The 16,617-nt window shown below is 66.1% G+C and carries 17 protein-coding genes; 9 read left to right on the top strand and 8 right to left on the bottom strand.

Going from position 1 to position 16,617, the window contains the following annotated elements; genetic code table 11:
• The first annotated feature begins 176 nt into the window (after window positions 1-176).
• The 7 genes from FJZ36_13085 to FJZ36_13055 are packed head-to-tail and all read left to right on the top strand — an operon-like array spanning window position 177 to window position 5,034.
• Window positions 177-926 (top strand): YebC/PmpR family DNA-binding transcriptional regulator, encoded by a 750-nt coding sequence (locus FJZ36_13085; protein MBM3215840.1) that lies wholly within the window; start codon window positions 177-179, stop codon window positions 924-926.
• Between the two features lie 15 nt (window positions 927-941).
• Complete coding sequence (ruvC, locus tag FJZ36_13080) at window positions 942-1,448, top strand: crossover junction endodeoxyribonuclease RuvC (protein MBM3215839.1); 507 nt, start codon at window positions 942-944, stop codon at window positions 1,446-1,448.
• 34 nt (window positions 1,449-1,482) lie between these two features.
• On the top strand, window positions 1,483-2,073 hold the full coding sequence (gene ruvA, locus FJZ36_13075; protein ID MBM3215838.1) for a Holliday junction branch migration protein RuvA: 591 nt from the start codon (window positions 1,483-1,485) through the stop codon (window positions 2,071-2,073).
• A 9-nt stretch (window positions 2,074-2,082) separates the two neighbouring features.
• Complete coding sequence (gene ruvB, locus FJZ36_13070) at window positions 2,083-3,093, top strand: Holliday junction branch migration DNA helicase RuvB (GenBank protein MBM3215837.1); 1,011 nt, start codon at window positions 2,083-2,085, stop codon at window positions 3,091-3,093.
• Window positions 3,094-3,110: 17 nt separating this feature from the next.
• Complete coding sequence (gene queA, locus FJZ36_13065; protein ID MBM3215836.1) at window positions 3,111-4,145, top strand: tRNA preQ1(34) S-adenosylmethionine ribosyltransferase-isomerase QueA; 1,035 nt, start codon at window positions 3,111-3,113, stop codon at window positions 4,143-4,145.
• Window positions 4,146-4,160: 15 nt separating this feature from the next.
• The gene (gene yajC, locus FJZ36_13060) at window positions 4,161-4,451 is read left to right on the top strand and encodes a preprotein translocase subunit YajC (protein ID MBM3215835.1); all 291 of its coding nucleotides are present in this window, start codon (window positions 4,161-4,163) and stop codon (window positions 4,449-4,451) included.
• Entirely contained in the window at window positions 4,321-5,034 is a 714-nt protein-coding gene (locus tag FJZ36_13055; protein ID MBM3215834.1) for a hypothetical protein, read from the top strand. The genes yajC and FJZ36_13055 overlap by 131 nt, the downstream gene beginning before the upstream one ends.
• A gap of 10 nt (window positions 5,035-5,044) precedes the next feature.
• Here FJZ36_13055 and FJZ36_13050 read toward each other — a convergent pair whose 3' ends face one another.
• From FJZ36_13050 to FJZ36_13020, 7 genes are all read right to left on the bottom strand, one after another.
• Window positions 5,045-6,547 carry a hypothetical protein gene (locus FJZ36_13050; GenBank protein MBM3215833.1) on the bottom strand — a complete coding sequence of 501 codons (1,503 nt, stop codon included), beginning with the start codon at window positions 6,545-6,547 and terminating at the stop codon, window positions 5,045-5,047.
• Complete coding sequence (locus FJZ36_13045) at window positions 6,544-7,290, bottom strand: ABC transporter ATP-binding protein (protein ID MBM3215832.1); 747 nt, start codon at window positions 7,288-7,290, stop codon at window positions 6,544-6,546. The genes FJZ36_13050 and FJZ36_13045 overlap by 4 nt, the downstream gene beginning before the upstream one ends.
• Window positions 7,287-8,942: a hypothetical protein gene (locus tag FJZ36_13040; GenBank protein MBM3215831.1), complete on the bottom strand. Its 1,656-nt coding sequence runs from the start codon at window positions 8,940-8,942 to the stop codon at window positions 7,287-7,289. Before FJZ36_13040 ends, FJZ36_13045 begins: the two co-directional genes overlap by 4 nt.
• A gap of 47 nt (window positions 8,943-8,989) precedes the next feature.
• Window positions 8,990-9,853 (bottom strand): sugar phosphate isomerase/epimerase, encoded by an 864-nt coding sequence (locus FJZ36_13035; protein MBM3215830.1) that lies wholly within the window; start codon window positions 9,851-9,853, stop codon window positions 8,990-8,992.
• A 68-nt stretch (window positions 9,854-9,921) separates the two neighbouring features.
• Window positions 9,922-10,992 carry a Gfo/Idh/MocA family oxidoreductase gene (locus tag FJZ36_13030; GenBank protein ID MBM3215829.1) on the bottom strand — a complete coding sequence of 357 codons (1,071 nt, stop codon included), beginning with the start codon at window positions 10,990-10,992 and terminating at the stop codon, window positions 9,922-9,924.
• Between the two features lie 94 nt (window positions 10,993-11,086).
• Window positions 11,087-12,100 carry an asparaginase gene (locus tag FJZ36_13025; GenBank protein ID MBM3215828.1) on the bottom strand — a complete coding sequence of 338 codons (1,014 nt, stop codon included), beginning with the start codon at window positions 12,098-12,100 and terminating at the stop codon, window positions 11,087-11,089.
• Between the two features lie 24 nt (window positions 12,101-12,124).
• On the bottom strand, window positions 12,125-12,739 hold the full coding sequence (locus FJZ36_13020) for a hypothetical protein (GenBank protein ID MBM3215827.1): 615 nt from the start codon (window positions 12,737-12,739) through the stop codon (window positions 12,125-12,127).
• A 120-nt stretch (window positions 12,740-12,859) separates the two neighbouring features.
• Here FJZ36_13020 and FJZ36_13015 point away from each other — a divergent pair, with 120 nt between their 5' ends.
• Both FJZ36_13015 and FJZ36_13010 read left to right on the top strand, forming a co-directional pair.
• On the top strand, window positions 12,860-14,164 hold the full coding sequence (locus tag FJZ36_13015) for a hypothetical protein (protein ID MBM3215826.1): 1,305 nt from the start codon (window positions 12,860-12,862) through the stop codon (window positions 14,162-14,164).
• The gene (locus tag FJZ36_13010) at window positions 14,161-15,636 is read left to right on the top strand and encodes a CCA tRNA nucleotidyltransferase (GenBank protein MBM3215825.1); all 1,476 of its coding nucleotides are present in this window, start codon (window positions 14,161-14,163) and stop codon (window positions 15,634-15,636) included. The genes FJZ36_13015 and FJZ36_13010 overlap by 4 nt, the downstream gene beginning before the upstream one ends.
• On the opposite strand, the gene FJZ36_13005 is transcribed toward FJZ36_13010, so the two are convergent.
• Window positions 15,615-16,415: an ABC transporter permease gene (locus FJZ36_13005; protein MBM3215824.1), complete on the bottom strand. Its 801-nt coding sequence runs from the start codon at window positions 16,413-16,415 to the stop codon at window positions 15,615-15,617. The genes FJZ36_13010 and FJZ36_13005 overlap by 22 nt on opposite strands.
• Window positions 16,416-16,617 lie beyond the last annotated feature (202 nt).

Below are 16,617 nucleotides of genomic sequence, written 5' to 3'. Positions count from 1 at the left end.
AATCGGTCCCCAGAGGCACACATCCGTTGGGCGCGGATGTTCTGAGTCGTCGAGCTCCAGAGCCGTCAGCGCCGCCGTTTTGCCGGGCGATTCGCGCGTATGCTAGTATTAGCTGGTCATTACGCCCGATCGCGCGTCACTGCGCGCTCCGTTCGACGCTCCCGGAGGCAGAACCGATGTCTGGACATTCCAAATGGGCGACGATCAAGCGGAAGAAGGGCGCCAACGACGCCAAGCGCGGCGCGTTGTTCACGCGACTCATTCGCGAGATCACGATCGCTGCGCGCAGTGGTGGCGACCCGGCGTCAAACCCGCGACTGCGGACGGGCATCAACAACGCACGCGCCCAGAACATGCCCAACGACACGATCGAGAAGGCGATTCTCCGTGGGACGGGCGAGCTCCCGGGCGTGGTCTACGAGGAAATCGTCTACGAGGGTTATGGACCGGGCGGCGTCGCGCTCTTCATCGAAGTGACGACCGACAACCGGAACCGGTCTGCATCCGACGTGCGCCATCTCTTGGCCAAGCACGGAGGAAACCTGGGCGAGCCGAACTCCTGCGCGTGGCTTTTCGAGCGCAAGGGGATCATCATCGTCTCGTCCGAGGGCGTTGACGAAGAAGAGCTCATGCTCACGTCGCTGGACGCAGGAGCCGAGGATGTCGAGGACCAAGACGGTTCCTACGAGATCGTGGTTCCCTCGGAGGCGTTCGAGGCAGTCCGAAGCGCGGTCGATGCTGCCGGATACGAGATCGAATCGGCGTCGCTGCAGATGGTTCCTCAGACGACCGTCCGCGTGGAGGGCAAGGACGCCGAACGACTCCTGAAGCTGATGGATGCTCTCGACGAGAACGATGACGTGCAGAACGTCTACTCGAACTTCGATATCGATGCAGACCTGATGGAGAGCATCGAAGCCGCATGACGGGGGGGGCCGCGCGTGCTGACGGTCGGCTTCGACCCCGGGACGGCGACGCTCGGCTATGGCTTCGTGAGGTTGGATGACGGCGGCGTCCTGCGGCATGTCGCGCACGGCGCGATCACGACGCCCCCCGAGGCTGCCCCGGAACAGCGGCTGGCAATGCTCTACGACGCGCTGTCATCGCTCCTGCGGGAACACCATCCCGACGCGGCAGCCATCGAAGACCTCTTCATCAAGAACAATGTGACGACGGGCATCGCGGTTGCCCAAGCCCGGGGCGTGACGCTCCTGGCATGCGCCCACGCAGGCGTGCCCGTCGAGAGTTATGCGCCAGCGCAAGTGAAGCGAAGCATCGTCGGCGCTGGACGAGCGACCAAGCAGCAGGTGCAGTACATGGTCCAGACGTTGCTGGGGCTGCGCCAGCCACCCAGACCGGACGACGCGGCTGACGGGCTGGCGAACGCGATCTGTCACCTGTTCGCCGCGCCGGTGGCGAGTCGCATCAGCCGCGTGGTTCGCCTTTGATCACCGTTCAGCTTCGACCCAGATGGCATAGTGCATGATCGCGTACCTGAACGGCATCGTCGAGGAATGGGGCGAGGACTCCGTCATCCTGGATGTCGGTGGCGTCGGGTACGAAGTCCACATGCCGACTCGGACCATCAGTGTCTTGGCGCGTGACCGAGCGGCACTCCGCGTTTACACGCACGAGCATCTGCGCGAGGATGAACACGCGCTCTACGGCTTCGCCTCGCGCCACGATCGCGACGCGTTCCGCATGGTCCTCGCGGTGAACGGCGTGGGCCCGCGGACAGCGCTGAACGTGCTGTCGACGATGTCGTCCGAGCAGTTCGCTCAGGCGGTTCAGGAAGGCGACGTGTCCGCGCTGGCGCGAGTTCCCGGGATCGGTCGCAAGACAGCCCAGAAGATATTGCTGGAGCTGCAGTCCAGGCTGGGTGCGATCCGCGCGTTCGTGATCGGCAGGGCTCCGTCGACCGATGCGGCTCGCGAGGCGGTGGATGCCCTGGTGAGCCTCGACGCGCACGAGGACGCGGCGCACGAAGCTGTCGGCGCGGCGCTGAAAGAGTTGGGTCCGGCTGCGTCGGTTCAGGACCTGATCCGCAACGCGCTCCGACGAGTCGGGAAGTAGAGCCCGCCGATGACGGACCGCCTGGTGAACGGCGACCAGCTCGCCGAGGACAACGGTCAGGACTACACGTTCCGACCTCGGCGACTCAACGAGATCATCGGTCAGGAGGGGGTTCGCGATCAGCTCGCCGTGTTCATCGGCGCGGCGCGCGAGCGCGGGGAGCCCCTCGACCATGTGCTCCTCTCAGGTCCGCGCGGGCTGGGCAAGACGACCTTCGCCCACGTCATCGCGCATGAGCTCGGGTCGAACATCCGCACCACCGTGGGGCCCGTGCTCGAGCGTCTCGAGCTTTCGCAGCTTCTGACGACGATGGAAAAGGGCGATGTCCTCTTCATCGACGAGGTGCACCGGGTCAACATTCGAGCCCAGGAAATCCTCTATCCGGCGATGGAGGACTTCGCGCTGGACATCGTCCTCGGTCAGGGAGGTCCCGGTGCGCGTCCGGTGCGCCTTCCGCTGCCGCGCTTCACGCTGATCGGCGCGACGACGAAGGAGGGGCTCCTGTCGGGCCCGCTGCGCGACCGATTCGGCGTTCGGCTGCGGCTGGACTACTACGCAGAGGAGAGCCTGCGACAGATCATCGCGCGGGACGCGCGATTGATGAGCGTGACACTGGCTCCGGGGGGCGCTGAAGAGATCGCGGGTCGCTCTCGCGGAACGCCGCGAGTCGCCAAGCGACTGCTGCGCCGTATCCGCGACTACGCGATGGTTCACGGCGACGGGACCATCACTCAAGAGATCGCTCGCGACACACTCGAAACGCTGGGCGTCGACGAACTGGGTTTGGACGAGATGGATCGGCGGATCCTCCAGTGCATCGTCGCGCGCGACGGCATCGCCAGCTTGAACACGATCGCGTCCGCCGTCAGTGAGGACGAACGGACCGTCGAAGATACGTACGAACCGTTCCTGATCCAGATCGGCTTTCTGAGCCGGACCTCGCGCGGCCGCTCGCTGACGCGCCGCGCGTACGATTACCTCGGCGTAGCGCCGTCCGCCGAACAGGACCTGCTATTCTGACCGGTCAGACCAGCGCCCTGCCTGGCACGCAGCTCTCCGACTACGATTACGAGTTGCCGGCGGACCTTATCGCCCAGCGACCTGCCGAACGACGCGACGCCTCGCGTCTGATGGTGATCGACCGAACGACGGGAGAGATCCGGCATGCGCGCTTCCGCGACGTCGGGTCTGAGCTCAGAGCGGACGACGTGCTCGTGCTGAACAACACGCGCGTCATCCCCGCTCGTCTCGTCGGAACCAAGGAAGGTACCGGCGCACGCATCGAGGTATTCCTGCTGCATCCCGTCGCGGATGGGGCGTGGGAAGCCCTGGTGCGTCCAGGCAAGCGCGTTCAGAAGAACACGCGCGTCGACTTCGATGGCGTTCTCCACGCGCGAGTCATCGGGCGAACGGCAAGCGGAACCTTTCGCGTTAGCTTCGATGAATCGGTGGACTTCCGAACCCGGCTGGAGCAGGTCGGTCGAGTGCCGTTGCCGCCCTACATCCGCCGCGAGGCAGATGACGACGACCGGGTTCGGTATCAGAACGTCTACGCGACGCATGACGGAGCCGTCGCGGCTCCTACAGCCGGACTGCACTTCACCGAGGACCTGCTGGACGCCCTGCGCTCCCAGGGTGTGACGACCGTCGAGGCGACGCTCCACGTCGGCATGGGAACGTTCCAGCCGCTAAAGGACGACGCGCTGGACGGGAACCGACTCCACGCCGAGTTCGCAGAGCTGACGGCGGGGGCAGCCAAGGAGCTCGCGCAGGCTCGGGAAGCCGGAAGAAGGATCGTCGCCGTCGGCACGACCAGCGTGCGCACACTGGAGTCCGCTGCCAGTGGCGGCGCGATCGAGCCGTTCCGGGGGCTCACGGAGCTCTTCATCCGTCCTGGCTACAGCTTCCGAGCCGTCGACGCCCTCATCACGAACTTCCATCTGCCCAAGTCGTCGCTTCTGATGCTTGTCGCGGCGTTCGCGGGCTATGATCTGATGCGGGAAGCGTACCGCGTCGCCGTCGAGGAGCGGTACCGCTTCTACAGCTACGGCGACGCGATGATCATCGTATAGAAAGGAACGGGTTCTGTGGACCCAAGCCTCTGGACCAACCTGCTACCGTTCGTTCTGATCTTCGGTCTGTTCTTCCTGCTCATCGTGAGGCCTCAACAGCAGCGCGAGAAGAAGCACAAGGCGATGCTCGAAGCCCTTAAAAAGGGTGATGTCATCGTGACGACCGGCGGCCTCCATGGCCGAATCGAAGGCACGAGCGATGACGACAAGGTGCTGCAGGTCCGCATCGCCGAGGGCGTCAAGGTCGATATCTCGCGCACGGCGGTGTCGTTCGTCAAGAAGGGCAACGAGCTTGTCGAAGGGTGATCAACGGAAGCACGTGCTCCTGATCGGCGACTCGATCCGGATGGGCTATGAACCGCTGGTCCGGTCGCGGATGCAGGGCGTCGCGGACGTTACCGGCATCCCGGAGAATGGGGGCGACAGCCGAAACGTGCTGACGCGTCTCGCGGCATGGTTTGGAGCGTTTCCTGGCGTCGATTTCACCGTCGTTGCGTTCAACTGCGGACTGCACGACATCAAGCGGGCATTCGGCTCCGAGACTCGCCAGGTGTCGCTCACCGAGTACGCCGGAAACCTGCCGCGGATCGTCTCCGAGCTTCGCTGCCGAACCGACGCGCGCTTGGTTTGGGCGACCACAACGCCCGTGCTCACCGACCGGCATCGGGCGACCAAGGGTTTCGACCGGTTCCAAGACGACGTGGTCGCGTACAACGCCGTCGCCGAATCCGCGATGCACGACGCGGGAGTCGAGGTTCTCGATCTGCACGAGGTCATCTGCATCGGCGGGGTGGAACGGCTGGTCGGGGATGACGGCGTGCACATGGCCGATGCCGGCAACGACGCGCTGGCGTCTGCCGTCGTCGAGCGACTCGCCGCGCTCGTCTGAGCTCTTCCGGCTAGGGCGCGTCCGCTCTTCGGAGCGCGCGCGCTCCCAGGCTGAGGCAAGCCGTCCCCGCCAGCGCCATCGCGACGGCAGCCGCGGCCGCCCATCCTGCTTCGAGCCCGAGCGCTGGCGGCATCGTCGTGGTTGTTGCCGCCACCGAGAAGTACGCGTAGAGACTGGCAACGGCTGGGAGCCCTGCCGCCTTCAGAGGCTTCGATGCGTCGAAGCGGGGCCAGGCGGCTCCGAATCCCACACCGGCGCTGGCGAACCCCCAGGCCAGGAGAACGGCAGCCGCCAACTCCAGCGGGTTCGCCGACCCGTGCCGCCAGATTGCCACGAGCGCCAGGTTGATGGCAGCCAGCAAACTTGTGATCGCAAGAGCCTTGGCGATCAAGAGCTGGCGCGTCGAAGCCAGGTGCGTCCAGAACGTCCTAAGCGCCAAGCCCTCTCTGCCGACGCTGGTGACCGCGAGCGTCAGTCCGATGACGATGCCCGCGGCGCACATCGAGAGCGGCAGACGAACCCGATCGGCGAGATCCCCGGACAGCGCGCGCATCGACACAACGACCAGGACCAGTGGACCCGCGGTCGCCGTCAGCAAGTTCGCGTCGCGCCAAAGCGTTGTCCACTCCTTGGTCATCAGCGCGAACCAGGGCGGTCGAGTCCGTGTCCGCGCCGATCCTCGAACGCGCTTGTGCGGGCTGTCGGGCTCCTCCCAGGTTCCGAGCAACCGTGTGCCGACCCACGCTCCAGCCGCCGCCGGCACGACCGACTGCACGCCGACAAAGGCGAGCTCGCGCAGCGAACTCGCGCTCACAAACCACCTCGACGCCCAAGTCGTCGGCAGCATGGAGTAGACCGGGCTGCTCATCCCGAACCAGCCGCCGGCATCCCAGCCGCTGCGGTGAGACAGAAGCACCGCGAACAGCCCGACGGCGGCTCCCGTTGACGTGGCTCGGACTACCGGTGCGACGCTTGGGCTCGGAGCGAGCCGTGACAACAGGAGCGCCGCGACGATACCCCACAACGCCGCGAGCAGGACGGACGCCCCGACGCCGCACGCGTATCCGACGATGGCTCCTGGGCCGGGCTTCGCCGCGAGCACCGGCGCCACGAGCATCGGAGCCGCGATGGCAACCACGGGCGCCAGATCGATCACCGACGACGACAGCACAGCGGCGAAGCAGCCGACCCGCGTCACGGGAAGGCTCAGCAATAGCCGCGCTTCGGCTCCGGTCGACCATTGCAGGGCGTGCGACATGGCGTAGACGGTCATCAGCAGAAAGACGGGTGCCAGCATCTGCATCAGCGCCGTCTCGACGACCGCCGCTCGACGAAGCGCGTCACTCAGCACGACCGTGTACTGGTATGCGTACACGAGGAAGGCAGCCGCGAGGGCGGCATACCCGACCAATGCGCCACGAGACTGCGTCTGCAGGGCGTTCCGCGCCGTGCGCCAGCGGGCCCAAACCACACCGGCGACGGCACGACCAGCACCGGTGCGCGTCGTCGTCATCGAGTCGCCCAGAGGTCGGGGAACCGAGGCGGCGTCCCCGCGCCGGTCAATCGCAGGTAGATGTCTTCGAGAGGCTGGTTGTCGTGGGACGCGCGGAGCTCCGACACGGCTCCTTCGGCGACCAGATTGCCATGCGCGATGACACCGATGCGGTCGGCGATGCGCTCCGCGACGTCCAGCAAGTGCGTCGTCATCAGGATGGCAACGCCTTCGCCGCAAAGGTGGCGAAGCAGATCACGAACCAGCCGCATGCCCGGCGGATCGAGACCGCCGGTCGGTTCGTCGAGCAGCAGCGCTCGAGGTCGGTGAAGCAGCGCAGCCGCCAGCGCGAGCTTGCGCCGCATGCCGAGGGAGTAGGAATCCACCGTGCGGTCAGCGACGGCGGCAAGGTCGAAGAGCTCGAGGGTTCGCTCCATCGTACCGTGTGCAGCGAGGCGACGCAGATCGGCGACCAGTCTCAGGTGTTCACGTCCGGTCAGCCTCGGGTAGAACGCAGGCTCGTCGGGCACGTAGCCGATCTGCGACTTGACCGCCGTGGCGTCCGAGACCACGTCGTGCCCAAGGACGCTCGCGGTGCCGGACGTCGGTATCGAGAGCCCGGCGAGGATGCGCAGAACCGTCGTCTTGCCGGCTCCGTTGGGACCCAGCAGAGCGTAGAGGGAGCCCGGCTCGACCCGCAGAGACACGCCGTCGAGGGCGGTCGTCTCGCCGTAGCGCTTCACGACGTTGTCGAGGACGATCATTGAGTGGGAGCCGGTGCGTCGGCGAGGTCCGCCCGGGCGAGGACGCGGTATCCATCCGGGGTTGCCATCGCATCCACCTCAAGGCGCGATACGGACGACAGCAGCGGCACGTACTTGGCGACGGCGGCAGCGGCTCGCTGCCGAGTCGGATCGTCTGACTGCGATGCTCCGAGCGCAAGAAGCTGGGAGATCTTGGCGGCGTCGGTGGCGAGCGACGACGGCGCGGCGCGCAGGTAGAAGAGGTCTGCCGTTGCGGGTCCGTCGACGACGGTTTCGGCGAACGTGCGGGCGGCGGGTCCGCCCAGTCTCTCGGCGTACCTCGGATTCGTGGTAACGATGGCGTAGTCGTCTTTGGAGCCCACGCCCGCGAAGTAGCGCTGGTCTGGGCCCAGTCGGACCTCGGCGGTGTCCGCGTCTCCGGCGTTCGATCCTCCTGCCCTCACGGCGACGGGCGTCCCATCGACCGTGATCCGCACCGCGCCGGTCCGTAGCTGGCGTCGGTATCGCGATCCGTCGTCAACGCGGTAGATCACCGCCATATCGGGCAGTAGGTCGGCCGAATCGCCGCCGACAGAGAACGCGACGGGCATGGAATCGCGGACGTCGGTTCCTTCGGGCTTCGCGCCTCGTACGCTCCACTCGACGCCAAGGAGGCTGCGCAAGTTCGCCTCGATCCATGACCTGGGCGCTGCGGTGTGCCATGCGACCAGGCGCGCGTCGGACGGGGATTGGAGAGCCATCGTGCGGGCATCGAGCAGCGCCGCCGTCGCGGGGACGATCGGGCTGGTGTGCGCCCAGATGTCACATACGACCTGTCCGTTCGCGACGGAGACCTCGCCGTACCACTCGCGGTCGCCGGATCCTGGGGCTGCCACCGCCGGACGAATGTAGAACGATGCCTGACGGTCCGTAGACATTCCGCTGTACCGCGTCTTGCGGAGCGACGCCGCCTGTTCCTCCCCTTGCTTCAGGAACCCGCCGGTTCCGCCGGAGATGCCGTCCAGCGTCCGCTCAATGACCGAGCGGCTGTCGCTGATGAAGACCACGCGCCCATAGAAGGCGTAGTAGAGCGGGGGTGAAGCCGCCGTCAGCGCCGTGATCCGTGTTCCCTGGTACCGGTGCGTCTGCGGACGCATCGCCTTGCTCCAACCACCCACGAGCGAGAGCACGGCGGTCTCGACGCGCTGCAGGGCTCCGAGGCGCGATACGGCGACGAAGTGACTGCCCGACGCACCGCTGGAGGGGAACAGCGCAACGGTCGTGTCCGTGCCGACGCAGGCGGACAGGAGCCGGTTGGCAGGGGATCTCTCGCCGCCAGCGGCAAGGATGGGTAGAGACGCGAATCCGAGCTCCTGCCGAACGAAGTCGAGTAGCCGCGCCCCATGGGTTGGTTGGGGGTCCGACACGGCGCGGAGCAGGGCGCGGGCGTCCGTCAGCTCGACGACCACACGGGGCGGCTGAGGCGTGCCCACGACGAGGTCACGAGTGGGAACCGAGAGAGGTCGGAAGAGCACGAGTCCCGACCAAAGCCCGGCGATGAACAGGACGACGGCGGCGGCGAACCAGCCGGTCCGCCAGCCGCGGTTCCCGAACGTCCGAGCCCAGACCGATCTTCGTCTCGTTCGCGGAGGGCTCGAGCTCCAGTCCATCATGAGTCGAACGTCCGTCTGCCGTCCCGTTTGCGCCGACGATTCCGAGCCTAGCCGTCGAGCCCGGCGGCTTTCCAGACGCCCTTGAGCGCGTCGCCGATGGTCCGCGCGGCTTCGTCCTTGTCGGTCATCGCGTTCAGTCCCTTGTGGAACGGCTCCGGCGTGACGGGACCGTCATAGCCGATCTCGTCGAGCGCTTGGAGGAAACCGACCAGATCGATGACGCCGGTGGCTCCGGGAAGGTCGCGCACGCTGTCGATCTGATCGAGGACGTCCACCCCCTTCGGAGCGTCGTTGATGTGGACGTAGACGACCTCCTCGGCGACGAGCTGCTTGACGTCCGTGATCGTGCTCTGGCAGGTGTACCAGTGCCAGGCATCGAGCAGGAGGCCCACGTTGCCGGTTCCGATGGCGCAGCAGACGGCAAGCATGGCGTCCATCGTGTAGACGCATCCGTAGCGGGCACTCTTGCGCGACGTATGCGGTCCGATGAACTCGAGCCCGATGGAGTGCCCGTAGTCGGCGAGGATTTCAGCGATCAAACCGAATCGACGCACGAGGAAATCGAACTGCTCCTGGCGCGTCAGGTCGTTCGACCATCCTACCACCCACGTCGCCGTGCGGAAGCACCCGAGCTCCGCCGCGAACTCCGCCTGCTCGGGCAGCCGCGCCAGGCTCTCGTAGTACTCCTTGTCCGAGCCCCGCCAGTTGACTGGCAGACCCCAGGAGCCCATGCGGATTCCCGCGTTGGAGAACATCTCCTGGACGGCTTCGACGCCGTCTTTCTCGGCGATCTGGCGCGCCTCGCCCATCGGCACGTCAATGCCCTGGAAGCCGCCGATCTTCGCGTACCGAAGGCTCTGCTCGAGGTTGGCGGGGATGCCCACCGCTCCCGGGCTCAGATTTCGGAACATGCCGTGCTCCTTACTGCGTGGACTGTGTCCTGTTCTCTCGGATTCCTCAGCCGTGAGTTGGGAACGCGTCAAACGCTCAGCGGCAGTTCGACCGCCTGACCTCCCGACTGCCACGACCGTGACATAGCGAGGTCGATCTCGCGGTCGATCCGACCGTTCAGGTAGCCGTACTCCGGTTCCGTGTCTTCGCGCACCGCCGTGACGATGCTCATGATCTCCGACGCGACGCTGAGTTGACCGTCGCTCAGCTTGTAGCCGCGCAGCGGGTTCTCCCATACGACGGGCGGCGACGTGTTCGCCGTGAGGGACGCCAACACCTCCTCCCCGTCGACGACATCCGTGCGGCGCTTGACGATGATCGGATGACGGTCGTTCGCCTCGGCGTTCAGGATTGCGGGCTCATCGCCGATGCAGAGCCCTCGCTCGCCGAAGAACTTGCTCGTGTTGTACCGCCGCAGCGGCGAGCCGTACGAAAGGCTGGAGAAGTTGAACACGCCGACCGAACCGTTCTCGAATTCGATGACGCCGTGCTGCCAGTTTTCGTTCGTGTGGGTACCGCCGCGATAGTGGTGTTCCTGCACGCCGAATGAACGTGTGAAACCGAAAACACGCGCGGCTGCCACGTCCAAGCCGATGTAGCTGCGGATGAGCCCGACGCCGTGGTAGCCGTGACCTCGGAAGTCGTTGTACGCGGAAAGCACGCGACCGAATACGCCCGCTAGGATCATGGAGCGCTTGATGCGCTCGGTCGGAACCCGATAGTAGTTCTCGGCGACCTCGATCTTTGTGCCGTTGCGCTCAGCCGCCGCGATCATCTCGTCGCAGCGAGTCAGGTCGGTATCGAGCGGCGTCTCGGTCACGTAGCTGACGCCCATCTCGGATAGAGGTACGCCCACCTTGTGGTTGTTGCTTGGCGTGATGACGACGGCGCACACGTCGGGCTTCGCCTGCGCCACCATGGTCTCCAGGTCGGTGAACGCTGGAACGCCGTATTCCGCTCCGGCGCTCTCGACGCTCTCCTGCCGTTCGTCGCACACAGCGACCAACTCGACGTCGTCGGATAGCGCGCGGATGATCGGGAGATAGACGGTTCTGCCGCGGTTGCCGGTTCCGATGAGGGCGATCTTCAGGCGGTCCATCGGCTTCCTCCTGACTCGACGTCTTCGCTACCTTAGCGACACGCGCGTAAGCAGCATCACCGAGTCTAGCACAGGAGGAAGTGCCGCGTAAGGATCACCCCGGCAACCAGCGCACTTCGCCGATGCGCTCGCCACGGAGGTTGAGAATCGGGGGACAGAACTCGTCCCATAGGGCGGCGAGCTCGGGCTCGGGGAACTGGTCCGGGGCAACGGCTCGAAGGACTTGGATCGCGGTCGCAGTCCGAGCCGTCTGGTCGCCGCTCTCGATCTTGATCGCGATGCCGATGCCGCTGGCGGGCAGACCCATGCCGTACACGCCGGCAGCGCCCGACTTGACCACGACCTTCCCCGGGAACGTCTCCATCAAGCGGACATCGAGCCGGGCTTTTCCGGCAACGAGGTAGGGCTCCGCCATCATCGCGTCACGTACCGTCGCAAGAGCGCGCGCCATCGATGCCGGTGCCTTCGACGGGTCGGCGAGATGCGCGAACAGACGCGCGGTGCGGGCGAGCGACAGCGCGAAGATGGGCGCGCCGCACCCGTCGCGACTCAGCTCGAGCGACTCGACGGACGTGTCCGCCAGGACGGAGACGGCTTGCTGAATGGCCTGCTGGACCGGATGGCCGTAGTCGAGGTACGAGTCCAGCGCGTTGCCGCCAGCCTGAGCAGCCAGGAGCATCCCAGCGTGTTTGCCGGAGCAGTTCGAATGGACGGCGGAAGCCACGGCGCTCCGACGAATGAGCGCGTAGGCGGCGTCTTGCTCGATGGGCAGATGGGGCCCGCAACGCAGCGCAGACTCGGGCACTCCGGCTTTGTCGAGCATCGAGCGTACCGTGTCGACGTGAATCGGCTCCCCTGAGTGGGAACCGGCGGCGATGGCGAGCTCGCGCTGCGACAGCTCGAAGCGCTTGTCGGCTCCGCTGAGCACCACCGGCAGCGCTTGGAAGGGCTTGGCGGACGACCGCAGGTAGGTGCGAAGCTCCGGGTCCCCGAGAGCAACGACTTGCCTGCCGAGCGAGTCGACGGCGACGTACGCGCCGCGATGGATCGTCTCCGCCAGGTCGCCTCGGGTCACTGCGATCACGGGCACCGTCTGACTCGCGATCACGCGAGCGCTCCTTCGGCGTGAGAACTACGCGCGATGGGGTCGTCCGCGACGGGGCCCGCCGGTCTGCCGCGAAGCGCGTTGCGTGGAAAGGGACGCCCACACGTCGTCGATCTGGCTTCGCTGAGTTGCGCCTCGCTGGACACGTCGACGCGGAGCCGGTTCCCTGCCCTTGGACCCGGACTTGGACTCCGAGGCTGCGGCTTTGCCGGCTTCAGCCAGGATGACCGAGCGAGCTTCGTCCGGCATCTGGGTCAGGAGACGGGCGTATCGGCGATGGCGAGCCCAGACCCAGGCGAGCAAGGCGGCGGCTCCCGCACCGATATACGCGCCGGTGAGGGGCGCGAGACCGAACTCCGAACCGACCTTCGCGATCTCGATCTGCAAGACGACGCTTGCGAAGACGGCAAGCGGCAGGGCACGATGCAGGAAGAGCTCCTTCTGTGCCGGGGCTCTGAGCGAAGCCCGGAGCAGTCGGTGCACGCCGTCCACGAGCCACGCGCTGGTGAAGCCGATGAGGAGCACGGGAACCACGCTCAGGAACGCGAACCTTACGACCGGGTAGGGAGCGAACACGTACTCGTAGTAGAGCGGCTCAAGGAAGTAGCCCGCCGCCGCCCCCAGGATGGCTTCGATCAACATGCATCACACCCGCAGTTCTCGATGATAGGATGCCGACGGGCTGACCGACGGCCGACACGCACACTCGCATAAACCTACTCGCCGCGCGCGGTTCCGGTTACAGAAAGGACGACACGCCGAATGGGAGCTCGCTCCGCCATCGCAGATCGGGTCGCAGAGACGCCTCTGGTCGATACGCACGAGCACATCATCGAGGAGTCGCGGCGGTTGGCTCCGCCGACAGTCGGCGATTCGAGATACCCATGCGATGACTGGGCGTACCTGCTGATGCACTACTCCTCGAACGACCTGATCGCGGCTGGCATGCCGCCTTCGGACGTGTCGCGCTTCCTGGGCACGGAACTGGGCCCTGCTGAGAAGTGGGACTTTGTTGAACCGTACTATCGCCGGGTCAAGTATACCGGCTATCTGCAGGCGGTTCGCCTGTCCGTGCAGCAGCTCTACGGCATCGACGACCTGCGGCAGGACACGGTGCAGGATGTCACCGACCGCATGCGGACAGCCGTGGTTCCCGGTTACTACTACGGTGTGCTCCGGGACACCGCGAACATCCACTCCTGTCAGGTGAACTCGCTGGAGCACGTCTTCTGTGAGACGTCCTACCCCGACCTGCTGATGCAAGACCTGTCGTTCGTCGGCTTGAGCACGGGTCTCGACCTGAACCTCGCCAAGAGGACCGGCATCGAGCCCGCGACCCTTGCCGACTGGCATCGGGTCATCGACTGGTTCTTTGAGACGTACGGACCTCGGGCGATCGCCGTGAAGAACCAGAGCGCCTACGGACGACGACTGAACTACGAGCGCGTGTCGGATGCGGACGCGGTTCCGTTGTTCGCCCGACACGCGCGCGGCGATGCGCTCTCGCCCGCTGAAATGAAGGCGGTTCAGGACAATCTCTTCCATTACTGCGTCTCCCAGGCGACGGAGTACCGGCTGCCCGTCAAGTTGCACACGGGCTACTATGCCGGAGCCAACGGAATGCCGCTCGAGCGCGTGCGGCAGAACGCCGGCGACCTGTGTCCGGTGCTCCAGGCGCATCCGCGAGCGACCTTCGTGCTCATGCACATCGGTTACCCGTATCAGGACGAGTACATCGCTCTGGCGAAGCACTACACGAACGCCCATGTGGACATGTGCTGGGCATGGATCATCAATCCGGCTGCCAGCGTGCGTTTCGTCAAGGAGTTCTTGTCCGCCGCGCCTGCGAGCAAGCTCCTGACGTTTGGCGGCGATTACATGACCGTCGAGACGTGCGTCGGACACGCGGCAATCGCGCGACGCGGCATCGCTCAGGCGCTGGCGGAGCTCGTGGAGGAGGGCTGGCTATCGCTTACGGACGCCCTCGAAGCGGCGCAGCGGATCATGGGCGGCAACGCGTTCGAGCTCTTCGACATGGAGGCGACCGTAGCGGCGTGGAAGGCATGACGCTTCCGCCGGACTTCACGGAGCGCTTGTTCGCCGGGGGGCGCGGTCGGTCGCGGCTGCGGTCGTTGTCCGAGTGGATGTCGGAGCGCGGAGTTCCATGCCACATCGTCGGCGGGGCTGTGCGCGACGCACTCCTCGGCAGGGCGACGACGGACTTCGACGTGGTCGTGTCGCCCGAAGGGCTTGCAGCCGCGCGCGAGTGGGCTTCGCGCTGGCGAGCGCGCGTTGCCACCCTCGGCGAGGAGCACCAGACCGAGCGAGTGATGTTCGGCGACCGGCTGATCATCGACTGCGCCGCATACCGCGCCACGACACTGGAGCTCGATCTGCTGCTCAGAGACTTCACCGTGAACGCCATCGCGCTGCCGCTGGCGAGCGTGGTTCAGGGGAACCCGTCGTCGTGGATCGATCCGAGTGGCGGCGTCCTCGACATCGCCACACGCACGCTCCGATGGACGTCCGGGCGCAGCTTGGACGATGACCCGCTGCGGATGCTGCGCGCGTTCCGCCTGTCCGCAACGCACGGGTTCCGCCTGGCTCCGTCGGTTCTGGCTGCCGTCGCTGAGAACCGGTCACGCATCCGCGACTCCGCGCCTGAGCGTATCCGCGACGAGTTCTTCCGCATTCTGGGCGCGGACGCTGCGACCCCGACGCTCCGGGCGCTGGACGACTCGCGTCTGCTTGATGAGCTCGTGCCCGAGTCGACGGTGCTGCGCGGCATGGACGGAGGGCACGGCGTCGACGCGTGGGAGCACACACTCGAAGCACTGACCTGCTTCGACGATGATCCGATCCCGCCGATACTGGCGGATCGCGAGCGCGAGGCGCGCGCCTACTTGGCGCTGAATGCCGGGCAAGGCTACCGAAAGGCGGCGATCCTGCGGTACGCCCTGCTGCTCCACGCTGTCGGCAAGCCGCTGACGCGCACGGAACGAGCGGGTCGAGTCAGGTTCCCGAACCACTACGCCGTTGGCGCGCAGACGGCGTTCGATATCGGGAAGCGGCTGACGCTATGCAATCGGGGATGTCATTCGTCGGCGACGATCATCGCAGGGCTCGGCTCGTTGGCGAGGCTATCTCGCCAGCCGGAACCATCGCCCCGTGTGTTGCGCGCGTTCCTCCATCGAACCGAGGAGGACTGGTTGGGCGTGCTGCTCGTCTCGTGGGCGGAGCGTCGGGCTTTCCATGGGACCGAGGCGACAAACGGCGAGCTCGAAGGTGCGTCGCGGACGATGCGCCAGGTCGCCGATCACTACTTCCAGCGCGTTCTGCCGTTGCGCGAGCGCCGGCGTCTGATGACGGGCAGGGAACTGATGAGAACCTTCGGGTTGTCGCACGGTCGGCGCATTGGGCATCTGCTTCGCCTGGTGCAGGAGGCGCATGAGGACGGGCTCGTCTCCACGCGCGAGGATGCCATCGAGCTGGTGCGGCGTGAGCTCGGGCGCGACCCTCAACTGCCCGTCGAGCGGTAATGGCGCAGTCCGAAGCGCCACGCCTGCCCAGCGAGTATCAGGAAGACGATCCCTGCGAGTGGGGCGATGGTCTGCATGGTCGGCGTCGAGCCCAGCGGGTCCGGTTTTCCCATGATCGCGAGAGCAGGCAGATACGCGATGCACGCGAGCGGAATGACGAACGTGAAGAATCGGCGGAACCTTGCGCCGTAGATGTGCATCGGGTACTGAGAAACCTCGGTGCCGCCGTACGTGACCATGTTGACCACCTCCAACCCCTCGGTGGTCCAGAACGCGAGCGTCGCCTGAACGACGATGAGTCCGTAGAACAGCGCGACGCCACCGACGACGGCGGCTCCAGCCAGGGCGATCCGCTCCAGTTCGGGCCCCAACCCGAGCGCGTGCCACGACCACGCGAGCACGGCGACGCCCTGCGCGAATCGCCCCACGCGCATCATCTGGAACTCTCGACCGGCCACCTGGAGCGCCACGCTACGCGGTCGCAGGAGAACCCGGTCGAGGTCTCCCATGCGGATCATCCCGGCGAAGGTGTCGAACCCGCGCGAAACGGCGTCGGCGATGGCGAAGGTCGTGTTCACCAGACCATAGAGGAGCGCGGCTTCGGGAAGTCGCCACGACTTGATCGTACCGAAGCGAGCGAACAGTGCCCAGATCGCCAGGAACTCGGTCGATGCCGTGACCAGCGTGCCGAACGACAGCATCAGGAACGAAGCCCGGTACTGCATCTGCGATCGGATGGATACGGCGATCAGCCGACGGTACAGCGCGACGAGTCCCATCGGAGTCAGCCCCCCTGCACGACGACGCGGCGCAGACCACGAGCCAGCGCCCATCGCCCCGCGAGGATCAGCGCCGCGCACCAGAGGAACTGCCCCGCGATCTCTCCGACCGCCGAAGCCGCACTGATGTTGCCGCTGTAGATGCGGAACGGGACATCGACGATGCCACGGAACGGCAGCGCCTTGAGGATCGGCTGCGTCC

This window comes from Candidatus Poribacteria bacterium, from assembly GCA_016866785.1.
Taxonomy (GTDB): Bacteria; Poribacteria; WGA-4E.
Note: the sequence above shows the minus strand (reverse complement) of the source record. Positions and strands in the feature narration are given on the sequence as shown.

What these genes read in the sequence shown, in the direction of transcription:
- FJZ36_13085 (MBM3215840.1), top strand. Translation starts at nt 177, where the DNA reads ATGTCTGGACATTCCAAATGGGCGACGATCAAGCGGAAGAAGGGCGCC.
- ruvA (MBM3215838.1), top strand. Translation starts at nt 1,483, where the DNA reads ATGATCGCGTACCTGAACGGCATCGTCGAGGAATGGGGCGAGGACTCC.
- ruvB (MBM3215837.1), top strand. Translation starts at nt 2,083, where the DNA reads ATGACGGACCGCCTGGTGAACGGCGACCAGCTCGCCGAGGACAACGGT.
- FJZ36_13055 (MBM3215834.1), top strand. Translation starts at nt 4,321, where the DNA reads ATGGCCGAATCGAAGGCACGAGCGATGACGACAAGGTGCTGCAGGTCC.
- FJZ36_13050 (MBM3215833.1), bottom strand. Translation starts at nt 6,547, where the DNA reads ATGACGACGACGCGCACCGGTGCTGGTCGTGCCGTCGCCGGTGTGGTT.
- FJZ36_13045 (MBM3215832.1), bottom strand. Translation starts at nt 7,290, where the DNA reads ATGATCGTCCTCGACAACGTCGTGAAGCGCTACGGCGAGACGACCGCC.
- FJZ36_13040 (MBM3215831.1), bottom strand. Translation starts at nt 8,942, where the DNA reads ATGATGGACTGGAGCTCGAGCCCTCCGCGAACGAGACGAAGATCGGTC.
- FJZ36_13035 (MBM3215830.1), bottom strand. Translation starts at nt 9,853, where the DNA reads ATGTTCCGAAATCTGAGCCCGGGAGCGGTGGGCATCCCCGCCAACCTC.
- FJZ36_13030 (MBM3215829.1), bottom strand. Translation starts at nt 10,992, where the DNA reads ATGGACCGCCTGAAGATCGCCCTCATCGGAACCGGCAACCGCGGCAGA.
- FJZ36_13020 (MBM3215827.1), bottom strand. Translation starts at nt 12,739, where the DNA reads ATGTTGATCGAAGCCATCCTGGGGGCGGCGGCGGGCTACTTCCTTGAG.
- FJZ36_13015 (MBM3215826.1), top strand. Translation starts at nt 12,860, where the DNA reads ATGGGAGCTCGCTCCGCCATCGCAGATCGGGTCGCAGAGACGCCTCTG.
- FJZ36_13010 (MBM3215825.1), top strand. Translation starts at nt 14,161, where the DNA reads ATGACGCTTCCGCCGGACTTCACGGAGCGCTTGTTCGCCGGGGGGCGC.
- FJZ36_13005 (MBM3215824.1), bottom strand. Translation starts at nt 16,415, where the DNA reads ATGGGACTCGTCGCGCTGTACCGTCGGCTGATCGCCGTATCCATCCGA.